15 protein-coding genes are annotated in these 13284 nt (G+C 59.0%); 13 read left to right on the top strand and 2 right to left on the bottom strand.

What is annotated here, in order from left to right; genetic code table 11:
• The first annotated feature begins 52 nt into the window (after positions 1-52).
• Positions 53-628 carry a DUF4916 domain-containing protein gene (locus tag H9L06_RS10875; protein WP_187555177.1) on the top strand — a complete coding sequence of 192 codons (576 nt, stop codon included), beginning with the start codon at positions 53-55 and terminating at the stop codon, positions 626-628.
• Here the strand turns inward: H9L06_RS10875 and H9L06_RS10880 are convergent.
• Together H9L06_RS10880 and H9L06_RS10885 are read right to left on the bottom strand one after the other, a co-directional pair.
• On the bottom strand, positions 625-1101 hold the full coding sequence (locus H9L06_RS10880) for a SprT-like domain-containing protein (protein WP_187555178.1): 477 nt from the start codon (positions 1099-1101) through the stop codon (positions 625-627). The two genes, H9L06_RS10875 and H9L06_RS10880, sit on opposite strands and share 4 nt — an antisense overlap.
• Positions 1098-1967 (bottom strand): spermidine synthase, encoded by an 870-nt coding sequence (locus H9L06_RS10885; protein WP_187555179.1) that lies wholly within the window; start codon positions 1965-1967, stop codon positions 1098-1100. The genes H9L06_RS10880 and H9L06_RS10885 overlap by 4 nt, the downstream gene beginning before the upstream one ends.
• A 186-nt stretch (positions 1968-2153) precedes the next feature.
• Here H9L06_RS10885 and H9L06_RS10890 point away from each other — a divergent pair, with 186 nt between their 5' ends.
• The 12 genes from H9L06_RS10890 (at position 2154) to rpoB (ending at position 13207) form a co-directional block, all read left to right on the top strand.
• The gene (locus tag H9L06_RS10890; protein WP_187555180.1) at positions 2154-2447 is read left to right on the top strand and encodes a WXG100 family type VII secretion target; all 294 of its coding nucleotides are present in this window, start codon (positions 2154-2156) and stop codon (positions 2445-2447) included.
• 59 nt (positions 2448-2506) lie between these two features.
• Positions 2507-3028 carry a WXG100 family type VII secretion target gene (locus H9L06_RS10895; RefSeq protein WP_187555181.1) on the top strand — a complete coding sequence of 174 codons (522 nt, stop codon included), beginning with the start codon at positions 2507-2509 and terminating at the stop codon, positions 3026-3028.
• Positions 3025-3336: a hypothetical protein gene (locus H9L06_RS10900; protein WP_187555182.1), complete on the top strand. Its 312-nt coding sequence runs from the start codon at positions 3025-3027 to the stop codon at positions 3334-3336. The genes H9L06_RS10895 and H9L06_RS10900 overlap by 4 nt, the downstream gene beginning before the upstream one ends.
• Positions 3337-3351: 15 nt before the next feature.
• Positions 3352-5538, top strand: coding sequence for a hypothetical protein (locus tag H9L06_RS10905; RefSeq protein WP_187555183.1), 2187 nt, complete (start codon positions 3352-3354; stop codon positions 5536-5538).
• Between the two features lie 80 nt (positions 5539-5618).
• Positions 5619-6266 carry a hypothetical protein gene (locus H9L06_RS10910; protein WP_187555184.1) on the top strand — a complete coding sequence of 216 codons (648 nt, stop codon included), beginning with the start codon at positions 5619-5621 and terminating at the stop codon, positions 6264-6266.
• Positions 6263-6904 (top strand): hypothetical protein, encoded by a 642-nt coding sequence (locus tag H9L06_RS10915; protein ID WP_187555185.1) that lies wholly within the window; start codon positions 6263-6265, stop codon positions 6902-6904. The genes H9L06_RS10910 and H9L06_RS10915 overlap by 4 nt, the downstream gene beginning before the upstream one ends.
• Positions 6897-7340 carry a hypothetical protein gene (locus tag H9L06_RS10920; RefSeq protein ID WP_187555186.1) on the top strand — a complete coding sequence of 148 codons (444 nt, stop codon included), beginning with the start codon at positions 6897-6899 and terminating at the stop codon, positions 7338-7340. The genes H9L06_RS10915 and H9L06_RS10920 overlap by 8 nt, the downstream gene beginning before the upstream one ends.
• Positions 7327-7800, top strand: coding sequence for a hypothetical protein (locus tag H9L06_RS10925; protein WP_187555187.1), 474 nt, complete (start codon positions 7327-7329; stop codon positions 7798-7800). Before H9L06_RS10920 ends, H9L06_RS10925 begins: the two co-directional genes overlap by 14 nt.
• 28 nt (positions 7801-7828) lie before the next feature.
• The gene (locus H9L06_RS10930; RefSeq protein ID WP_187555188.1) at positions 7829-8107 is read left to right on the top strand and encodes a hypothetical protein; all 279 of its coding nucleotides are present in this window, start codon (positions 7829-7831) and stop codon (positions 8105-8107) included.
• Between the two features lie 587 nt (positions 8108-8694).
• Positions 8695-9063, top strand: a complete 369-nt coding sequence (locus H9L06_RS10935) for a hypothetical protein (RefSeq protein ID WP_187555189.1) — start codon at positions 8695-8697, stop codon at positions 9061-9063.
• Between the two features lie 33 nt (positions 9064-9096).
• Positions 9097-9513 (top strand): hypothetical protein, encoded by a 417-nt coding sequence (locus H9L06_RS10940; protein WP_187555190.1) that lies wholly within the window; start codon positions 9097-9099, stop codon positions 9511-9513.
• Between the two features lie 178 nt (positions 9514-9691).
• Positions 9692-13207, top strand: a complete 3516-nt coding sequence (gene rpoB, locus H9L06_RS10945) for a DNA-directed RNA polymerase subunit beta (protein ID WP_187555191.1) — start codon at positions 9692-9694, stop codon at positions 13205-13207.
• Positions 13208-13284 lie beyond the last annotated feature (77 nt).

Consider the following 13284-nt stretch of genomic DNA (forward strand, 5'->3'; position numbering starts at 1 on the left):
CTCTCCGCGATTGAGCATGGGTTTATCGTATCGTCGGTGGCAGAATGAAAGCATGGTGATCGGAACCGCAGACCTGCCCGAATCGGATGGACCGGAGGACCGCCCGACGCCAGCCGGAAACCCTGCTTGGCTGAACGACGAAGAGCTTCATTTTGTACGTTCACGGGTGCCGGTGCTTTACGTTGAGGCGGTGCCAGTTCGGGTCGATGGGCTCGGAAAAGTGACCGATGTTGGGTTGCTTCTGCGCAGTACACCTGAGGGACACCTCACGCGGGCCTTTGTATCTGGACGCGTTCGTTTCGGAGAACCCGTGCGCGAGGCACTATTCCGTCACCTTGAGAACGACCTCGGCCCGATGGCATTTCCGCAGATGCCGTCGACCCTGCTGCCTGCGCAGGTCGCCGAGTACTTTCCAATGCCGGGTATTTCACAGTTCGTTGACGAGCGGCAGCACGCGGTTTCGCTCGTCTACGTTGTGCCAGTAACCGGAAGTTGCAACCCTCGCCAAGACGCGCTCGAAGTCACCTGGATGAGCCCAGAAGACGCGCTCGCCGACGATATGCTCTCGCAGCTTTCCGGCGGGCGCGGTGCGCTCCTGAGGCAGGTGCTCGGCGCAGTCGGCTGCTAGCTCGCGACGCGTCTACGTTGCCACCGAATGAGGTGCGCTTCGTTGAAAGCGCCGCGCTCACATCTGGTACATGAATTTGGGCGCGACGGCTTGCGGTAGCGATAGTGAGCATGGCCCCCGGGGCAGAGACCTATCCAGGGGGCCTGCTCTTGTGAGATGTCGCCTGAGTGAGTGCGGCCGCCGACATAACCGAGACCCCTTGCGATCCGCCGCCATTCGGGGCCATGACCCGCGTCTGGGCCCGCGAGCGCGTGCGCGACCTCGTGGAGAAGCGTCTGGTGATTCTCATCGTCGTCGAATTCGGCCGCGAGGTAGCGAGATACTGTGATTCGGCGATCGGTGTAGTTGCACAGGCCAGCGCGGCGCTTCGCTCGGTCAAAACCAAAGGTCCATGCTCCCTCACCAAATTTTGGGTCGAGATGGAGGCGGATCAGTGCCTCGGCCCAGATCTGAACGCGACTGAGCTCACTCACTCCTCTCTCCCGAAAATTCCGGGCGAGGGGGCTGGCGAGTCTTTCGCGGTCGCGTCTGTCACCGGCTTCGTCGTACCAATGAGTTCTGAGAGTTCTCGCCCCGCAAGCAACCGGGCCGGGTGGGGGCCACCGGCGAGGAGCCGTGGAAGCCAATCGAGTTCAGAGTGCGAACCGCTGTCGTCTACTTGAGAAGCGAGCATCACGACGTTACCGAATCGGCGCCCCTTTAGCACCTGTGGTTCGGCAATTACCGCGACCTCAGAGAACAGTGAAGAGAGCGTGGCGAGCTGGCCGCGCACAAACGGGAGTCCTTTCCCATCTGCCGCATTCACGACCACGAGTCCGCCGGGCGCGAGCAGTGGGCGAACTTGTTCGTAAAACTCAACGCTCGATACGTGCGCAGGTGTTTGCGATCCAGCAAAAATATCGACGATCACCAGATCCATCGCACCGTGCATACCTGCAGGGAGCTTGCCGAGCACCTCGCGAGCGTCACCGTGACGCACACGAATGCTCGCGCGTCGGGGTAGGGGAGCAGCTTCACGCACGAGGTCGACGAGTGCACTTTCGAGTTCAATGACTTGCTGCCGACTACCGGGTCGCGTTGCTTCGACATACCGTGGAAGAGTGAACGCACCGCCACCGAGGTGCAACGCTGATATTGGCGCACCCGGAGTGCGGAAGAGGTCAATGACATGGCCGATACGACGCATGTATTCAAAGAACAGATCTGAGGGGTCGCGAAGGTTCACGTGTGACTGCGGCGTGCCGTCAACGACGAGTTGGACTGCCCCAGGAACCCAACGATCTTCTTCAATATGCGCCGATCGACCGGAAGACAATGTAATTGGTTCGGGTAACTTCACAGATTGGCCTCGCTCATGGCCCAAAGTCTACGTGGGGCATCAGACAATCGTCTTGATGTGAAATCTAGTTAAACTTTTTTGGCAGAAACTTGGCATCGAACTCTTACGGCACATAAGCTTTTTGTTGTGATTGCTGCGGTGCGGCAATTTTTTATGTGAGAACATCTTCGTCGAGAGGGGCCCACCGTGGCTGATATTCGTGTAACTTCCGAGTCGCTTTCAGGTGTGGCTGGCCAGCTTTCGAGCGGCTCGCAGTCGATTGAATCGCAGCTCTCGAACCTGAAGTCGCTGGTCGACGGCCTGGTCGGTGGGGACTGGTCGGGTGCGGCGTCGCAGTCGTTCAACGAACTGTACGGTCAGTGGGACCAGGCAGCGATTCAGCTCAAGGAATCTCTCCAGGGAATCAGCGAACTGCTGAACCAGGCATCGCTCTCGTACGAAGATTCTGAGAACCAGATCTCTTCGACGTTCCAGGGTTAATTCTCTGAGTCGAGCCCTGCGGGGCTCCGCGTTCAGATAGATCCCGGAAGGAGTGAACCATGACAACGTTTCGCGTACGCGCCGCGAGCCTTGGCGAAGTCTCGGCTCAGCTGCAAGGTGTACTCGCAGTGTTCGATGCGCACGTAGCTTCTGTGACCTCAAAAGTGAATGCGGTTTCGGGTGTTTCCTGGGAGGGCGAAGACCAGGTCGCATTTGCTGAGCGTTTCGCAACATGGCAAGAGACTGCAGATCTCGTACGCATGTCACTCACCACTCTTTCGATGCAACTCAACGGCGCTGAAGGCGCGTACACCCAGCTCGAAGCCGGGGTGCGCGGTCGCATGCTGCAGGGCAAGCAGAATCAGGCCCCGCTGCTCGAGGTTGCTGAAGATATTGAAGAAGCGGTTGACACGGGTCTTGAGCGCTCGCGTACCGCTGAGAAGAAGCCAGTTGGCGGTGCCGTCGTCGGCGGCTCGGTGACGGCACGCACTGGCCGTGGTGAAGCTGGTCAGGGCGAGAAGGTTTCCCTCGCCTCTGCGACGGCTCAACCTACACAGGTTCCTGCGGGGGAGACAGCATGAGTGAGCAAGCAGCAGACGTAGCAGCACTGCAGAGCATGAACGAGTCGCTGACCTCAATGATTGAGTACGCTGACGCGCTTCGGGCTGGAGCCTCGGCATTTGCCTACATGCTTCCGGCCGAGTGGCAGGGGCCTGCGTTCTCGCGGTTCCTCGTCGCGTTCGAGACCTGGGCTGCGGGTGCTCAGTCGCTTACAGAAGAGACCGCGCAGCTGCAGGCGCACGCCGCCGCAGTGCTCTCAGCGTATGAGCAGGGAATTGAAACACTCGATTCGCAGTGGTCGACATATCGCTCCCAGATGAGCGCATAAAGGGAGAACTTCCGAGTGTTAGTGCGTGTGAATGCGTCATCGTTCGCTTCTGAATCATCTTCGGTAGCTGCGGCGGCGAAGAGCATCGAGACCGCAACGATTTCTGCGGGTTCTTCATTGCTGTCGTGCCAGGGTATGGCAGGTATTGACCCGAACGCCGAGGAGTTTGCGCTCGGTGTGAAAGACGAGGGCGGGTACGACCTGTCTGCGGCGTCGATGATGGAGGCGGGCATTACGCTCGCGAAAGCTGTCACCAGTTTCGAGGGTTACCTGTTGGGGCTCGCGGCCGGGTATCGGGCGATCGAACTTGCTGGCGCGAATGGCGGCACGAACCAGTTCGCATCGATGACGCCATCGCAGATCACGAGTTCCGCGCCGAACGTCGGTACCGCACTGGGGGATGAGCAAAGAGGCACCCCGCAGGGCGAGATCATGGAGTGGATCGAAAACACTCTGAAAGACACCGCCGGGATTGTCATTCCCACGGCAGATACCGGCAAGGTGAACCAGGCAGCGTCAGCGTGGTCGACCTATCAATCACAGTTGGTATCTGCGAAGTCGAAGATTGGCGCCGCGATTCCAACATCGCTCGCTGCAGAGTTTCCACAGCAGGCAGATGTAGCGGCGGTACAAACAAAGCTCGAAGAGCTCGTGCAGAACCTTGCAGATGATGCTCAGTCGCTCGGCGACGGGTGCACCGCATATGCGAATAACGTAGAAGCGATTCGCAGTGAGCTGCTTTCGATGCTTGGCCAGCTCGCACTCGAGATCGCAATCGATATCGGTGTCGGTATCGCACTGTCGTTCTTTACCTTCGGTGCAGGTGCACTGGCGGCCGCCGGTAAGGCCGCGATGACGGTTGCTCGGTGGGTGCCGAAGCTTCTCGCCGTAGTGAATAAGCTGAAGACCCTCATTATGTCTGCAAAGCGCACGATGGCAGTGATGCGTCGAGCTGCGATCGAGGCTATTGAGTCAACCGTGTCGGGAACGATTGCAAATGCTGGAGCATCGCTCGCGTTTGGCAACTTCTCGTTCAGTGATTTGGGTGGTGCCGCGGTATCGTCGGCTTTTGGTGGCGCGGTTGCTGGTCCGTTCTCGCATATCGGTGGCAACATTGCGTCTCGCGGCACCCGCATTACGGTGCGGTCGTCGGTTGACGCGGTCACCGGTGGTGTCGGTGGCGTGGGCGGCGAGTTCCTTGCCTCGCAGGTCACCGGGCAAGACTTTAATCTTCTTATGTCGGCGCTTGTCGGCACCGCGGGTGGTGCAGCTGGCGGCGGTCTGACCTCGATTAAGAATCCTTCGGTCAGCCCCAATGTGTCGCTCACAAACACATCAACTGCCCCGTCGACCGGCGGCACAGCACCGGTGACGACCACCGCGGGCGGATCCCCGTCAACCGGCGGTACGGCTACAGACGCCGGTGCTCCTTCAGGGGGCGCCCCGAGTGGCGGCGCGCCTGCAGCGGGCGGTGCAGCTGGTGCTGGCGCTCCTGCAGGTGGAGGCGCTCCTGCGGGCGGCGGTGCTCCCGCGGGTGGCGCTGGCGACGGTGGATCGGGCGCTCCTGCAGGTGGTGGCTCTGGCGGCGGCGACGCCGGTAGCACGGGTGGCGCAGGTGGCACCGATGTGCCGCAGAGCGACGTTGAGGTTCCAGCCTCACTCCCACAGGACACCCCGGCGGGTGGCGGCGCTACCCAGTCCGAGGTGCCGACGACTGCCCCACGACGGATGTGGATCCAGGCGGAAGTGTGGGTCCCGAGGCTACGAGCATCCCCGACACGAACATCGAAGTGCCGACATCGCTTGCCAGCGATGCGCCACAGGGCGGCGCACCCATTGCGACTGGTGCAGCTGGTGGAGCTGGCGCTGCAGGCGCGGCTGGTCACGGTATTCACGCAGACGGCCCCGAGCAGGTCGTTGTGCCTGAGAGCCTCGACGGTGCCGATGGCCCGTCGAACACTCCTGAACCTGCGAGCGATCCCGACAGCACTCCTGTTGACGGAAGCGATGAAGGTCCTGCGGGTGATGACGTTCCGAACGCAGACGAGGGTGCGACCCCAGACAACGGTGAGACTCCTGTCGATGGTGGCGACCAACAGAACCAGTCGGGCGACGACGTTCCGCCGGTCGAAATGCAGCCTGCGGCAAAGCCTGAATCGACGTCCCCACTCGAGATTCGACGCAATCCAGCCACGCTCGTAGAGGCAAGCCCAGAGGGACAGGCCATCATCGCGGGCACTGATTCGCATGGACCAGGCTGGCGAAGAGTGCACGACGCAGGAATGGCAGAGTCTGGATACGGCGACGTCAAGCCAACAACTGGCACGCTCGACAATCGTTTTGCGCCTGATGCGCAGACGATCACCGATCCGCGCACTGGTGTCTCTCAGGTGACGGCAACGCAGCCGGGTAATGCCTTCCTCTTGCTCGACGGCGATCCGAATGCTCCGTTCGGTTACCACCCTGAGACGGGTAGCCCAATGACGAGGTCGGAGTGGGAGTCTCGGTACATCAAGCCAGATCCCAATAATCCAGGCGGTGTTGGCTCGATGCACTGGTCGCCAAACCAGGGCTCCGTGATCGGCACGCGCGTTCAGTTTACAGATCTCACGGAGTTCCGCAGGATCTTTGGCGATCTCCCTATGGACCGTGTTGGTTCAGCGGGCGGAGAGTACATCGGGATCGGCGGCGGATCGATCAGTGACCGAGCGCTCGGGCCGAACCAGGTCGGGGCTACGGAACTCTGGGACGTGCGGTTCGCTGAGAATCCGCAACTTCCTCCAGGGTGGACACTTGAAATCAGCATGATCGGTGAAGCGTACGGTCTAGACGGCGGTGGATTACAACTCGTCATTCGTGATGCTGATGGAGAAGGCGTGAGGCTCGACACCCCTGAAGCCCGCGACATCTTCCAACTGGATAAGTGGTGAGCCTCAAGGTGCGTGAGGAGAAGTTGCGGGAGTTCTGGGAATTCCTCCAACAGTTTCCGGAACTCGTTTCGAAAGGTCAGTCGTTAGAAGGCTTAATTACTTCTGATCTGTTTCTGCTTCGCGCAGAAGGTGATGTGTCCTACGAGCTATCGACTGATAATGAGGGGGTTTTCACTCTCCTGAGGTCGGATCGCGGACAAGGCGGACCGATATTTGTGACGAACAGCGTTCGTGCGCTTGTCGTGCAGCTTGCATACCGGGTGTTGAGCGGTCGAGCGGATCTGGACCTTGGACATTCGCCGTATGAGGAAGCTCCATTCACTTTCACATTTGAAGAGCGTCGGGTTCTGAACGAGTATGAAAACGAGTGTGTAGTCGTTCGTTGGTTCTGGGGCAATAGCTTCTGGGCCGAGGTGGTTGGTGCGTATTCGCTATTGGAAGGCCTGACCTGGGCATGGGTGTTCACGTCGAGCGATCAGACAATTAGAAATTGTTTAGCAGACCGGGATGGCCGACCTTTATTCGGACAGGTGCCTGGACCGAGGTACGATCGTCCACCAGGGGCAGTGCAGCAACTGTCAGTGGAGCAGTGGAACGCGTGGCGTGAAAGTCGTCTGGAAGGGAAACAGGATGGTTGAGCCAGGAAAGACGCTTTCTCGAGACGAATGGGCCGCGCTCTATTTAGACGCCAATGGTGACTTGATCCCAGCAGCGAACAACGGTTCACTGCCTGATCGACGAGTGCAGTTCACCGACATCGCCGAGTTGCTCAAAGCGTTTCCCGCGACGCAGGATGTGCTCGGTGATCCACTTTCCGAATTCCTCACCATGACTGGTGGGTCATTCAGTCAGCGCATACAGTTGCCTGACGAGTCAAACGAGTCGATCGCAAAGCTCTTGACCGTGGAGTTCACCGGGTTCCTGCCAGAAAACTGGATGGTTGAGGTGGGGCAAAACGCACCCGCGTTTGGTCAAGAGGGTGGATCCTATTACTCGGTCATCCTCGGCGCCAATGGCGCGAAGATGTGCCTGTTCGAAGCTATTGATGCGGGGGTGCTCCGTGTGGTCTCTTGATCCTGCGCTTGCAAAGCTGATTGCAGATCTCGGGTGGCAAGCCCGTTTGAACTCGCAGAATCCTGCCGAGATGATCATTGGTGACTATGCCCGTGGATTTCTCATATTAGGTCGTGAGCACGACGTACAGGTTGCCCGGCGGTCGGTGCGGGGCGGACCATCGCTGAAAATGTGGACCCCTGACGTGGAAGCCGCGCAGAAGTATGTGGCGTTCTTTGCGGCACGACTCCTTCGTTTTCGTCAGGGTCTCGGTGACGTTGCGGTGCCGGTTGATTCAGCGACGCTGGAATCTCCCTTTGCAGATGCATCAGCTCATCCGTTGCAGACCAAGCTGGAATGGGGAAGTAGCTGGGCTGAGTTTGGCGCAGGCAATGGCTTTGCCGCTGTGCAGTTCTCGCACTACGGTCGTGGCAGTGTCGCCGACACGATTGCGTATGTGTTGGATGCACGATCGGTCTGAGCTCCGAGCAGAGCAGTAACCCATAATCATGTTCAAAGTTCCAGTTCGAGACGTTCCTGATGTGGGACTCGACTGGGAACAGCGGGGCTGCCAAGAGTACAGAAAGTTTTGGGGCGGCGGCGTCACTAAAGAACCCCGGTTTCTCGGTGAGAACGACAGCCGTGGTGAACGCTACTACCGCTGCGCTATCTGTGGGGCTTTTTGGAGTTACGGTTGGGGCAACCCCGTTGAGATCTCAATTGATAAGGCTCAAGAGTATTTGCCGGACCTTAGGCAGTTGCTTATCGACAACGGCTTCGCGGCATAGTGGGTCGGGGTCCTGAATGGCGCGCTACGCGAGTAGTTGAACTCAATGGGCAGTGGCAGATCTTTGGAGAGGTGCTGAGCGAATGAGCATGCTGAACGATGATCTCTATCCTGAGATTTCGGGCGCTCCGCCGATGTACAGGTTTGACGCTTACAAGAACGTTTTGCGGCTCCTATAACGTTGCAGGGTGATATCGTCGCCTACCTTTTCCACGGTTCAGATGCAGAGCCAGAGGCGGCCGGGCTGATTTCAAGATCCGGGAGGGCTTTCCGTAAGGAGGGGGCTAAGTACTGGAAACGTACGTTGAGTGCGCTGCGCGAGGATGGCGTCCCAGCAATAGATGCAGTGCGGTCCCTACTTGGTACTGCGGGTCCTGGCTTTGCGGGTTCGATAGGTGAGGAGATTGTCGAATATTCTGGCAAGCACTCGCTTGAAGAAATCCTCAATCCGGAACGTGTGAGGCGGCGCTCGGAGAATGAGTCAGAGCGCCGCGCAGCTCAGACACCCCCGCAAGTGGTGGGTCCCGTGCCGAAATCGACGCCGCATTGCGAGGAGAAGCTGAGCTGAACTCTGGTGTACTCGCTAGGGTGGCTGAAATTGATGAGACCTTGGAACTTCGCCCCACTCCCGAGGCGATCGTAGTGACCCTGGTACCGACGAGTGCGCGCATCCCGACTGCTCTCACGCAGGGTGACCGTGTTTTTGAGCCAAGCTACTTAATGTCATTTCTCATGGGATTAAGTGAGCCGGTTGAAGATATTCCATTACTTGTGAGATTGAGCGTCCCCGCAGGAACCCCAGCCCTTTTCCAAGAACCAGCCCTGCCTGGTAACCCAGGTACACTGCTACTCGCCCGCGGTATCGAATGGGAAGTGATGCGTGTTGTGAAATTGCCATCCCAAACGATGGTGACTGCACGAGTAATCGAACGTCGCCCTCAGCAATTGCGGGACTAACAAGACTTTAAAATCGAGCATTAGTCTTGAGTCATGGCTGAGCAAGCGTTGTCTGTCAAGACAGGTCGTTGTGAGCAGACTGTTCGGGAACTTTGGGGCATGCTGCTCGAATTTCCTGGACTCATTCAGAAGAGTAGGCGAGTAGAGGACCTGCTTCTTGCCTGCCTGTATGTTCTAAGTGTCGATGGCGACATTGCCCGCAAAGTCACTATTGATGACGACGGTGTGCTTACGCTTATTACGTCAGACCGTGGCAATGATCGAATTACCTTCGTCACGAACAGCGTGAGGGCGTTTGTCGTACAGCTTGCCTACCGAGCCCTGAACGGCAGAGCTGACTTTTACCCCGGGCCCAAGCGGGATGTTCCTCCGGGTGACTTGCAGAACCTTAGTTTGAGTGAGTGGGAGCAGTGGAGGGCTGAGCTTCTTTCACCGGAAGTTGACCACTAGACAAGGTGTAATTCCGCTGCTATTGTAGATAGTTGCACTACGGACACCAGTGTGCCTTCATATAACGGAAGGCCTCGGGAGCTGGCGCTTACGCGCAGATATGCCCCGCTCGATGATCCTAACGCAATTCTTTGCAAGACCAGGTCTACAGCCCGACGGGGCTCACGGAGGTAATTCCTTGGCTGCTGCGCGCAACGCATCGTCCACCAACAATCCGAAGAACGGTCGCGATCACCAGCGTCTCTCCTTCGCTAAGATTTCCGACACGCTGTCGGTGCCGAACCTTTTGGCACTGCAGCTTGAGAGCTTTGACTGGCTCGTCGGCAGCGACGCTTGGAAAGAGCGCGTCGCTGAGGCACAGGCTCAGGGGCGCGATGACATCGCGCTGAAGAGCGGCCTTGAAGAAATCTTCGAAGAGATCTCGCCGATCGAAGACAACGCTGGCACTATGCAGCTGTCCTTCGAAAACCCGATCCTCGACGAGCAGAAGTTCTCGATCGAAGAGTGCAAGGAGCGCGGTAAGACCTACTCGGCACCGCTCTACGTCGAGGCGGCGTTCTACAACACCGAGACTCAGGTGCTGAAGAGCCAGACGGTCTACATGGGTGATTTCCCCATCATGACCGACAAGGGCACCTTCATCATCAACGGCACCGAGCGCGTCATCGTGTCGCAGCTCGTCCGTAGCCCCGGCGTGTACTTCGAGCGCGCACAGGAGAAGACCTCGGATAAGGACGTCTTCACCGCTCGCGTGATCCCGAGCCGCGGCGCATGGCTTGAGTTCGAAATCGACAAGCGCGACCAGGTTGGTGTTCGCATCGACCGCAAGCGTAAGCAGTCAGTGACCGTGTTCCTCAAGGCGCTCGGCATGACTACCTCTGAGATTCTCGAGGAGTTCGCTGGGTACGAGTCGATCACCCTCACGCTTGAGAAAGACGGCATCGTCGAGAAAGACGGCGTCAACCTCCAGGAAGAGGCGCTCAAGGACATCTACCGCAAGCAGCGTCCGGGTGAGCAGGTTGCAATCGAAGCAGCACGCGCGCTCATCGACAACAGCTACTTCAACCCGAAACGCTATGACCTCGCGAAGGTCGGTCGCTACAAGATCAACCGCAAGCTTGGTCTCGACGCACCAATCACTGACTCGGTGCTCTCGCTCGAAGACATCGTCTCCACGATCAAGTACCTCGTCGGCCTGCACGCTGGTACCGAGACCCTTCCGGGTATTCGCGATGGCAAGGAGATCGAGCTTCGCCTCGACACCGACGACATCGACCACTTCGGTAACCGTCGCATCCGCGCGGTTGGCGAACTGATCCAGAACCAGGTACGCACCGGCCTCAGCCGCATGGAGCGCGTTGTGCGCGAGCGCATGACCACTCAGGACATCGAGGCGATCACCCCGAACACCCTGATCAACACGCGCCCCGTGCTCGCAGCGATCAAAGAGTTCTTCGGAACCTCGCAGCTGTCGCAGTTCATGGATCAGAACAACCCGCTTGCGGGCCTCACGAACAAGCGTCGTCTCTCGGCACTCGGCCCAGGTGGTCTTTCGCGTGACCGTGCAGGCGTCGAGGTTCGTGACGTTCACCCGTCGCACTACGGCCGTATGTGCCCGATTGAGACCCCGGAAGGCCCGAACATTGGCCTCATTGGTGCTCTCGCGACATTCGCGCGTATCAACGCGTTCGGATTCATTGAGACCCCGTACCGTCGCATTGTTGACGGCAAGGTCACCGACCAGGTCGATTACCTCACCGCCCACGAAGAGGACGAGTTCCTCATCGCTCAGGCTGGTGCTCCGGTAAACAAGGACGGCAAGTTCTCTGAGAAGCAGGTTCTCGCCCGCCCACGTGGTTCCGAGGTGCAGCTTGTTGACGCAGAAACCGTGCAGTACATGGACGTTTCGCCACGCCAGATGGTGTCGGTTGCGACGTCGCTCATTCCGTTCCTCGAGCACGACGATGCGAACCGCGCGCTCATGGGTGCGAACATGCAGCGCCAGGCTGTCCCGCTGCTCCGCAGCGAGTCGCCGATCGTCGGTACCGGTATGGAAGGGTACGCAGCCATCGACGCAGGCGACGTTATTGTCGCTGAGAAGGCCGGCGTAATTTCCGAGGTTTCCGCTGACTACGTCACTATTCAGCAGGACGAGGGTGGCACGAAGAGCTACTTCATGCGCAAGTTCGACCGCTCGAACCAGGGCACGAACTACAACCACCGCGTTATCGTCAAGGCTGGCGAGCGGATCGAGGCTGGCGAGGTCATCGCTGACGGCCCCGCAACCGAGAACGGTGAACTCGCACTCGGCAAGAACCTCCTCGTGGCGTTCATGTCGTGGGAGGGCCACAACTACGAGGACGCGATCATCCTGAGCCAGAACCTGGTGAAGGACGACACGCTGTCGTCGATCCACATCGAAGAGTACGACGTCGATGCACGTGACACCAAGCTTGGTAAGGAAGAGATCACTCGCGATCTCCCGAACGCAAGCATGGAGGCTCTGAAGGATCTCGACGAACGCGGCATCATCCGCATCGGTGCTGAGGTCAACCCTGGCGACATCCTCGTCGGCAAGGTCACGCCAAAGGGTGAGACCGAACTTTCGGCTGAGGAGCGCCTGCTCCGCGCGATCTTCAACGAGAAGAGTCGCGAAGTTCGCGACACCTCGCTCAAGGTGCCGCACGGTGTCGCAGGTACCGTGACTTCCGTCAAGGTGTTCGACGCAGAGAGTGGCAACGACGATGACCTCGGCTCGGGCGTAAACCAGCGCGTGGTCGTATACATCGCTCAGAAGCGTAAGATCACCGAGGGCGACAAGCTTGCTGGTCGTCACGGTAACAAGGGCGTCATCTCGAAGATCCTCCCGGTCGAAGACATGCCGTTCCTCGCAGACGGAACGCCTGTTGACGTGATCCTCAACCCGCTCGGTATCCCGGGTCGAATGAACTTCGGCCAGGTTCTTGAGATCCACCTCGGGTGGATCGCGAAGCAGGGTTGGAAGATCGACGGATCGCCAGAGTGGGCAGCAAAGCTCGCCGAGGCAGCCCTCGAAGCAGCCCCGAACACCAAGGTTGCAACCCCAGTGTTCGACGGCGCGACCGAGGAAGAGATCGCTGGTCTGCTCGACTCAACCCTTGAGAACCGCGACGGTGAGCGCCTCATCGACTCGACCGGTAAGACCCGTCTGTTTGACGGTCGCTCGGGCGAGCCGTACCCGTACCCGATCTCGGTCGGCTACATGTACATCCTGAAGCTCCACCACCTCGTCGATGACAAGATCCACGCTCGTTCGACCGGACCATACTCGATGATCACCCAGCAGCCACTCGGTGGTAAGGCCCAGTTCGGTGGCCAGCGCTTCGGTGAGATGGAAGTGTGGGCGCTCGAGGCCTACGGTGCCGCTTACGCGCTGCAGGAGCTGCTCACGGTGAAGTCCGACGACATCCTCGGCCGCGTGAAGGTGTACGAGGCAATCGTGCGCGGCGAGAACATTCCGGAGCCTGGCGTTCCCGAGTCGTTCCGAGTGCTCATGAAGGAAATGCAGTCGCTCTGCCTGAACGTCGAAGTACTCGGCGCAGACGGCAACGCTGTGAGCCTTCGTGACAACGACGACGAGGCACACCGCACTGCGGAAGAGCTGGGTATTAACCTTTCGGCCCGTTTCGAGGCAGCTTCGGCTGACGAGATCTGAGTTGACTGAAGCCCCGCCTGTGATGGCGGGGCCCAGTCCCCACACTTAAGAATTCAATTTCACCCCAAGGAGAAACA

Source organism: Leucobacter denitrificans (assembly GCF_014396385.1).
Lineage (GTDB): Bacteria > Actinomycetota > Actinomycetes > Actinomycetales > Microbacteriaceae > Leucobacter > Leucobacter denitrificans.

Coding starts and splice junctions, on each gene's coding strand:
- H9L06_RS10900 (WP_187555182.1), top strand. CDS start 3,025: ATGAGTGAGCAAGCAGCAGACGTAGCAGCACTGCAGAGCATGAACGAG.
- H9L06_RS10920 (WP_187555186.1), top strand. CDS start 6,897: ATGGTTGAGCCAGGAAAGACGCTTTCTCGAGACGAATGGGCCGCGCTC.
- H9L06_RS10895 (WP_187555181.1), top strand. CDS start 2,507: ATGACAACGTTTCGCGTACGCGCCGCGAGCCTTGGCGAAGTCTCGGCT.
- H9L06_RS10910 (WP_187555184.1), top strand. CDS start 5,619: ATGGCAGAGTCTGGATACGGCGACGTCAAGCCAACAACTGGCACGCTC.
- H9L06_RS10940 (WP_187555190.1), top strand. CDS start 9,097: ATGGCTGAGCAAGCGTTGTCTGTCAAGACAGGTCGTTGTGAGCAGACT.
- H9L06_RS10875 (WP_187555177.1), top strand. CDS start 53: ATGGTGATCGGAACCGCAGACCTGCCCGAATCGGATGGACCGGAGGAC.
- H9L06_RS10930 (WP_187555188.1), top strand. CDS start 7,829: ATGTTCAAAGTTCCAGTTCGAGACGTTCCTGATGTGGGACTCGACTGG.